Annotated in this window: 6 protein-coding genes; 4 read left to right on the top strand and 2 right to left on the bottom strand. The window is 72.5% G+C overall.

Annotation, left to right across the window (positions count from 1 at the left end; genetic code table 11):
- Positions 1-32: 32 nt before the first annotated feature.
- On the bottom strand, positions 33-1,025 hold the full coding sequence (locus EEJ42_RS01015; protein WP_184502874.1) for a pectate lyase family protein: 993 nt from the start codon (positions 1,023-1,025) through the stop codon (positions 33-35).
- A 358-nt stretch (positions 1,026-1,383) separates the two neighbouring features.
- Between EEJ42_RS01015 and EEJ42_RS01020 the strand changes: the two genes are divergently transcribed.
- The 4 genes from EEJ42_RS01020 to EEJ42_RS01040 all read left to right on the top strand — a co-directional run bounded on the left by EEJ42_RS01020 (position 1,384) and on the right by EEJ42_RS01040 (position 5,814).
- The gene (locus EEJ42_RS01020) at positions 1,384-2,163 is read left to right on the top strand and encodes an intradiol ring-cleavage dioxygenase (protein WP_123098147.1); all 780 of its coding nucleotides are present in this window, start codon (positions 1,384-1,386) and stop codon (positions 2,161-2,163) included.
- A gap of 237 nt (positions 2,164-2,400) precedes the next feature.
- The gene (locus tag EEJ42_RS01025; RefSeq protein WP_184502873.1) at positions 2,401-3,102 is read left to right on the top strand and encodes a FadR/GntR family transcriptional regulator; all 702 of its coding nucleotides are present in this window, start codon (positions 2,401-2,403) and stop codon (positions 3,100-3,102) included.
- A 100-nt stretch (positions 3,103-3,202) separates the two neighbouring features.
- Complete coding sequence (locus EEJ42_RS01030) at positions 3,203-4,618, top strand: four-carbon acid sugar kinase family protein (RefSeq protein ID WP_123098149.1); 1,416 nt, start codon at positions 3,203-3,205, stop codon at positions 4,616-4,618.
- 263 nt (positions 4,619-4,881) lie between these two features.
- Positions 4,882-5,814: an NAD(P)-dependent oxidoreductase gene (locus EEJ42_RS01040; RefSeq protein ID WP_123098150.1), complete on the top strand. Its 933-nt coding sequence runs from the start codon at positions 4,882-4,884 to the stop codon at positions 5,812-5,814.
- A 9-nt stretch (positions 5,815-5,823) separates the two neighbouring features.
- On the opposite strand, the gene EEJ42_RS01045 is transcribed toward EEJ42_RS01040, so the two are convergent.
- Positions 5,824-6,915, bottom strand: a 1,092-nt coding sequence (locus EEJ42_RS01045) for an FUSC family protein (protein WP_148081804.1), incomplete at its 5' end; no start/stop codon positions are given.

A 6,915-nucleotide genomic window follows, 5' to 3' on the forward strand; every position in this document is an offset into this window, starting at 1 on the left:
ACGAAAAGTGTCCTCTCGGGGAGTTGCGAAGGTCAGAGCTTGCCGGTGCCCGCTTGGGCGGTCACCGAGGCGACCACCGACGACGCCGGTTCCGCCGTGTACGCGTACGGCGGCTTGGTGAAGGTGCCGGTCTGGGAGACCTCGGTGGCGCCGCCGCCCAGGTCGTTTCCGCGGAGCACCGCGTAGCCGTCGACGTCGCTGCTCCGGCTGGTCGTCACGGCGATCTCGGTGTCGCGGAACACGTTGTTCTCCACCAGCATCTGCGCGCCCATCCGGGAGTGGACGGCGGTGTCCGCGCCCTGGACGTAGTTGTCGTAGAAGTGGCCGGTGCCGAAGCGGAGGCTGGGGATGCGGGAGTAGACGTTGCTGAACCAGTTGTGGTGGTAGGTCACCTTGAGGTGTCCGGTGTCCTCACTGGCGTTCTTGTCGCTGTGCCCGACCAGGCTGCCCTTGAAGTGGTCGGCGAATTTGTTCCAGGAGACGGTGATGTTGTCGGAGCCGTGGTTGATGTCCAGCAGGCCGTCGTAATAGTCCTTGTCGTGGTCGCGGTCGGCGGAGAACGTGTTGTGGTCGATCCACACCCTGGTGGACTCCTGGACCGTCACGCCGTCGGACGGCTTCCTCGGCTTGCTGATGGCGAGGTTGCGGATGATGACGTTCGCGGCCTCCTTCAGCCGCAGGCCCCCGCCGGTGAATCCGGAGCCCGAACCGACGCCCAGCACGGTGGTGTTGGAGCCGATGTCCACCTGGCCGGTGAGGGGGAGCAGACCGGACACCTTGACGACCTTGGCGCTGTCACCGGCGACGGCGGACTGGAAGGCGGCGAGGGTGGTCACGGTGGTGGCGGTGGCGTTGCCACCACCGGTGGTGCCCGCGCCGAAGCCGACGGGGGTGGTCTCGGCGGCGGCTCCGCCCGCCGTGCGCGGGGCGGCGTCCGCGTCCGAGACCGCGGCCAGGCCCCCGAGCGCGAGGGTGGCGGCCACGCCCGCGGCGATGGCCGTCAGCCGGCGCCGGTTGTGGCCCATCCCCGTAGTGGTGTCCGTCGTGAAGTGGTCACCTGCGGAGTTCATGAAGGAGCCCTCTCGGTCGGAAGATCCCCACCCGGAGGGGCAATCGCTTGCGGGAGCGCACGGCAAGCACGTCGGTCACCGGGGTCGGTGGAGATCGTCAAAGGTGCGGCTCTGACGGTGGCGTCATGCGCTGCCCGGACGCGGTGTGGTCAGGACCGCCCCAGCAGACGACAGCCATCACAGAAGAAGCTAGTAAGCGCTTGTTCGCGGTGTCAACACCGCTGACTCATAAGGGAGTTGGCGATAAGAAGAGTTGACGCGCGGAGACTTTGCCGAACTGACAGGCGCCCCACAGAAAACACCCTTACTTTCCATGCCCATGACAGACTCATCTCCCGCCCCCATCGGGCGACGCAGAGTACTGATCGCCGGAAGCGCCGCCGCCGCGGCCGTCGGAATCGGCGCCGGAACCGGCGCCACCCGCCCCGGGGCGACCGCCACCGGCGCCACGGACGCGGTCCCCGCCGCCAACGCGATCTGCACCCTCACCAAGCAGCTCACCGAGGGCCCGTACTACCTCGACCACGCCCTCGTACGGGCCGACGTCAGCGAGGACAAGCAGGGCGTACCCCTGGAGCTGGTCCTCCCCGTCGTCGACAAGGACACCTGCGCACCGCTCAACAAGGCGCTCGTGGAGATCTGGTACTGCGACGCGCTCGGCGAGTACTCCGGCTTCGTCGGCAACAACGGCCACCAGGAGCCGGACAACGGGAAGTTCCTGCGCGGCGGCGTGCTCACCGGCACCGACGGCGTGGCCAAGCTGAAGGGCATCTACCCCGGCTGGTACCGCGGCCGCTGCGTCCACATCCACATCAAGGTGCACACGGGCGTCACCCTCACCGCCGACGGCTCGTTCACCGGCGGCAACGAGATCCACACCGGTCAGCTCTTCTTCGACGAGAAGATCACCCAGGCGGTCGCCAAGCTGACCCCGTACTCCACCAACACCGTCCCCCGCACCCCGCTCTCCTCCGACGGGATCTACGGCAACGGCGGCACCGCCGCCGGGCTGATGGCCGTGACGGCGCTGGGCAGCACCCCGTCGGCCGGATATCGCGGCACCCTCACCCTGGGCATCGACGCGGACACCTGACCGCACCCCTGGCCGTAACGCCGCACGAAAGCGTCCCCACGCACACCGTCCCCCATCCGCCCCTACCGCTCGGTACCGCCTGATACCCCACATCACGCCCCGCCCGGATCCCACCGGGCGGGGCTCGCTTTTCGCCAGGACGTCTCCTGGGGGTCTTGACGATGGCCGAAACCCCACCTACGTTCCCTGGACATCAGATGTCTGATGTCTGAGCTTCCGGCAAGGAGGTCGACAGCAATGCCGCTGTCCGACGACATCGCCGAGCGACTGCTGACCGCGATCATCGACGGCCACTATCCGCCCGGCACGGCCCTCCCCCCGGAGGGCGTACTGGCCGAGCAGCACGCCGCCAGCCGGCTCACGCTGCGCGAGGCGATCAAGGTCCTGCGCTCGCAGAACGTCGTCCGCATCCACCGCGGACGCGGTACGTACGTCAACGCCCCCGACCAGTGGACCGCCCTGGAGCCGATGGTCCGCGCGGCCGCCGCCGGGCCCCGGTCGGGCGGGGCGATCTCCGAGAAGCTGATCGAGGCCCGGCAGATGATCGAGGTCGGGGCCGCGCAGCTGGCCGCGATCCGGCGCACCGACGACGATCTGGCCGAACTCGCCGAGCTGCTGGACGAGATGCGGGCGGCGGCCGAAGCCGGGGACACCGAGCAGTTCGTGACCGCCGACATCGCGTTCCACGAGGTGGTGATGCGCGCCTCCGGCAACGCCTTCGTCCCGCTGCTCTTCGAGCCGTTCGGACGGCTGCTGATCGAGGGCCGCCGGCAGACCTCCGCCGTGCCCCAGATCCGTACGAACGCCATCGCCCACCACGAGAGCGTCCTGGAGGCGCTGCGCGGCGGGGACCCGGAGGAGGCCCGGCGCGCGATGGAGGACCACATGACGCAGACGGCGGACGATCTTCAGACCCACGTCATCGAGCCACGCCGCTAGCCCCTCCCTCCCCCTCTCTTACCCACATCGCCGCACCGGCGGTGCGCCCCGGCCTGCCCGGAAACAGCCAGGAGCAACCGTCAGGAAAGGAGAGCCGCACATGCCCGACACCGACACCGCGCATTTCCCCGAGGCGCACGAGCTGCCGCCGCCCCGCGAGGTCGCCGCCGCCGAGGTGGCCGCCGCCGTCGCCGGCGGCCGCCGTCTGGTCGTCCTGGACGACGACCCCACCGGCACCCAGACCGTCGCCGGAGTGCCCGTCCTCACCGCCTGGAGGGTCGACGACCTGCGGTGGGCGCTGCGCCAGGACAGCACGGCGTTCTTCGTCCTCACCAACACCCGCAGCCTCGCCCCGGACACCGCCGCCGCCCGCAACCGCGAGGTCGTACGGGCCCTCGCGGAGGCGTCTGCGGCCGAGGGCGTGGGCTACGTCCTGGCCAGTCGCAGCGACTCCACGCTGCGCGGGCACTTCCCGCTGGAGACGGACGTCCTGGCCGAGGAGACGCCCGTGGACGGCGTCGTGCTCGTCCCCGCGTACATCGAGGCGGGGCGGTTCACCGCCGACTCCGTGCACTGGATGCGGACGGCCGACGGGATGCTTCCGGTCGGCCGGAGCGAGTTCGCGCGCGACGCCACGTTCGGGTACGCCAACTCCCGGCTGCCCGAGTGGATCGAGGAGAAGACCGGCGGGCGCGTGTCCGCCGGGGACGTCGTACGGATCACCGTGGAGGACCTGCGGCTGCGCGGCCCGGGCCATGTCGCCCAGCTGCTGGCCTCGCTGCGCGACGGCCGGATGGCGGTGGCGGACGCGCTCTGCGACGACGATCTGCGTGTCCTGGCCCTGGCGGGGGCGGCCGCGGAGTCCGAGGGCGCGCGACTGCTCTACCGGTGCGGCCCCTCGTTCGTACGGGCCCGGGCGGGCCAGGCGGCCCGCGCCCCGCTCACCCCGGCCGAGCTGCGGCACTTCGGTGACGGGGCATCTGCGCATGGACTCATCGCCGTCGGGTCCCATGTCGGCCAGACCACACGGCAGTTGGACCGGCTGCGCGAGCGCGGCGGGATCGCCGAGTTCGAACTCGATGTGCACGCCCTGCTCGACGAGGGGCGGCGCGTCACCCACATCGCCGACGTGGCGGCGGCGTGCGCGCAGGCGCTCGCCACCCGTGAGGTCGTCGTACGCACCAGCCGCGCCCTCATCACCGGCGCCGACGCGGACGACTCCCTGGCGATCGCGCGCAGCGTGTCCGCCGCGCTGGTCGCCACCGTACGGGCCGTCACGGCGGCCCGGCGCCCCGCATATGTCGTCGCCAAGGGCGGCATCACCTCCAGCGACGTCGCGACCGAGGGCCTGGAGATCCGCCGGGCGTGGGCGCGCGGCACCCTGCTGCCCGGCATCGTCTCGCTGTGGGAACCCGAGTCCGGCCCGAGCACCGGCATCCCGTACATCGTGTTCGCCGGGAACGTCGGGGACGACAACGCCCTCGCGGACGCCATCGACCTGCTCAGGAGGCGATGATGCTGCTCACCGGACCCGACGCGCTGACCGCCGCCGCCCGCGAGGGCCGCGCGATGCCCGGCTTCGTCGCGTACAACCTCGAACGGTGCTGGGCATCGTCGCTGCGGCTGGGGCCGTAGGCGCCACGCGGTCGTACCGCCGACGCGGTCAACCCGCCGGCCCGGCGGAGCCCCTGGTTCGGGAAGGGGCGGGGCGGGGCAAATCCCCCTGCCCTGCGCCACAACACCACCCATCCCCTCGCCCTCACCCTCACAGGAATCCGTATGCCTTCTGCCACTTCACCCCGCACCGCCGTCATCGGCCTCGGGGCCATGGGGCTTCCCATGGCTCAGCATCTGGCGGCCGGGGGCTTCCCCGTGACCGTTTTCGACATCGCCGCCGAGCGGCGGGCCGCTGCCGTCGACGCGGGCGCCGACGCGGCGGTCACCCCGGCCGAGGCCGCGCGGGGCGCGGATGTCGTCCTTCTCGCCGTGCGGGATCAGGCCCAGGTCGACAGCGCGCTGTTCGGTGAGAACGGCGCGGCGGGCGCGCTGCGCGCCGGGGCCGTGGTCGTCCTGACCAGCACCGTGGGGCCGGTCGCGGCCCGGGCGACGGCCGCCGCGCTCGCCGAGCGTGGCGTACGGCTCGTGGACGCGCCCGTCAGTGGCGGGCCGACGCGGGCCGGGAACGGCGATCTGCTGATCGTCGTCGGCGCCGAGCCCGACGCCCTCACGACGGCGCGCCCCGTGCTGGAGCGGCTCGCGTCCACGCTCACCGTCATCGGCGACAAGCCCGGCGACGGCCAGGCGCTCAAGGCCGTCAACCAGCTCCTCGCCGGAGTGCACATCGCGGCGGCCGCCGAGGCCGTGGCCCTCGCGCGCGGGCTCGACCTGGATCCGCGGACGGTGATCGACAGCCTGAGCCGGGGCGCGGCGGGGTCGTTCATGTTCGCCGACCGGGGGCCGCGTATGGCGCAGGTCTACGAGGAGGCGGCGGACGCGGTCGAGGTGCGGTCGCGGCTGGACATCTTCGTGAAGGACATGGGCATCGTGACCGGGATCGCGAAGGACGCACACGTCCCGGTGCCGCTGGCCTCGGCCGCCGAGCAGCTGTATCTGCTGGGCGAACGCGCCGGGCTCGCCGCGCGCGACGACTCCTCCATCGTCACCGTCCTCTCCCCCAACGGCCCGAACGCCCCCGGGGGAGCCGGGCAGTGAGCCACGACGTCAACCCGGTGAAGGGCTCCTGAGGGACAGACCGGTGGCGAAGGTGTCGACCGCCAGGGCCGTGCGCAGGCAGAGGGTCAGGGCGCGGGCCCGGGCGTGGGCGATGCCGTCCGGGGAGCGGTGATCGGTGAGGTCGGTGAGGCCGCCGCGGCGGGCCGACTCGTCGAAGGACGCCCGTACGGTGGCGGCCGGGATCGGGGCGCCGCGGTCGAGGGCGTCGGCGAGGGCGGTCAGCCGGGTGTCGAAGAGGGCCGCGATCTCGGCGGCCTCCGGCACGGCGTCGGCGTCACGGCGCGGCTGCGCGGCGTACAGCTGTGACGCGCACCGGCTGAGGTCGGCGATCGAGCGCTGGACGGCCTCGATCTCGGCGGCGTTCCAGCGGGCGCGGTGGCCGCGCGGTTCGTGGCGGAGCGCGGCGACCGCGGACTCCAGGCGCTCGCGGGTGTGGCGGCTGCGGGAGCGCAGGGTGTCGATGTCCTCGTACCGCACCACGCCGGGCTCGGTCAGCCCGCCGACCAGTACGTTCAGCAGCCGCCGCTGGACGTCCGTCCACGCGGCGACCAGGGAGGACAGCCGGTCGTGGTGGTAGGTGGGCAGGACGAGAAAGACGAGGAGCCCGATCATCGCGCCGAGCAGGGTGTCCGCAGGGCGGCCCCAGGCGGTGAGGTCGGGGGCCTTGCCCAGGCGGGCGACGAGGACGACGAGCCAGGCGGTGATGAAGAAGTTCAGCACCAGCTGGCCGACGCGCAGGGTGAGGAAGACGCACGCGGCGAGCACCACCGCGGCGACGACCAGCCGGTCCGGCGTCCACCAGGCGGGCAGCAGCGCTGCCCAGGCGGCGAGGCCGCCGAGGATGGAGCCGAGGGGGCGGGCCCAGCCGCGGGCGAAGGTGTGTCCGTAGTCGGGGAACAGTACCAGCATGGTGGTGAGTGCCGCCCAGAAGCCGTGCCCGGGCAGGCCGTGGCCCCAGAAGTCGCCGAGGGCGCGGCCCGCCGCCTCGCCCGCGGTGGTGCCGACGGCGACGCGGAGGGCGTGCGGGAACAGCGGGTCGCCGGGGCGCGCCGCCGACCCCAGCCGACGGAGCGCGGCGCG

It is taken from the genome of Streptomyces botrytidirepellens (genome assembly GCF_003721215.1).
GTDB classification, from domain to species: Bacteria; Actinomycetota; Actinomycetes; order Streptomycetales; family Streptomycetaceae; genus Streptomyces; species Streptomyces himastatinicus.

Coding starts and splice junctions, on each gene's coding strand:
- EEJ42_RS01020 (WP_123098147.1), top strand. CDS start 1,384: ATGCCCATGACAGACTCATCTCCCGCCCCCATCGGGCGACGCAGAGTA.
- EEJ42_RS01025 (WP_184502873.1), top strand. CDS start 2,401: ATGCCGCTGTCCGACGACATCGCCGAGCGACTGCTGACCGCGATCATC.
- EEJ42_RS01040 (WP_123098150.1), top strand. CDS start 4,882: ATGCCTTCTGCCACTTCACCCCGCACCGCCGTCATCGGCCTCGGGGCC.
- EEJ42_RS01030 (WP_123098149.1), top strand. CDS start 3,203: ATGCCCGACACCGACACCGCGCATTTCCCCGAGGCGCACGAGCTGCCG.
- EEJ42_RS01015 (WP_184502874.1), bottom strand. CDS start 1,025: ATGGGCCACAACCGGCGCCGGCTGACGGCCATCGCCGCGGGCGTGGCC.